Raw genomic sequence first — 337 nt, 5'->3', positions numbered from 1 at the left:
GCGTTGTCGTGGCAGTTGCCACGCCGACTCATGCTGCACACCAAGCCATGGGACGCCAGGAAACTGCGCCAGTCATCGCTGGTGTAGACAGACCCTTGGTCCGAGTGAACCAAGCAACCAGCGTTGGGTTTGCGCCGCCACACCGCAGACAACAAGGCCTGCACGACCAACTCGGTATCGGCCCGATCGCGCATCGCCCAGCCGACGACCTGCCTGGGAAACAGATCGATCACAACAGCCAGGTACATCCAGCCTTGATGCGTGCGGATGAAGGTGAAATCGCTCGCCCAGGCCGTGTCCGGCTCAGTCACGTCGAACTGTCGGTCAAGCAGGTTGG

The 337-nt window shown here is 61.4% G+C and carries 1 protein-coding gene; it reads right to left on the bottom strand.

Annotation, left to right across the window (positions count from 1 at the left end; all coding sequences use genetic code 11):
• Positions 1 to 337: DDE-type integrase/transposase/recombinase (locus XpopCFBP1817_RS21320; protein WP_146090218.1), on the bottom strand; the 337-nt coding region annotated here is incomplete at both ends.

Source organism: Xanthomonas populi, assembly GCF_002940065.1.
GTDB classification, from domain to species: domain Bacteria; phylum Pseudomonadota; class Gammaproteobacteria; order Xanthomonadales; family Xanthomonadaceae; genus Xanthomonas; species Xanthomonas populi.
This window is presented reverse-complemented; position numbering and strand designations above follow the sequence as displayed.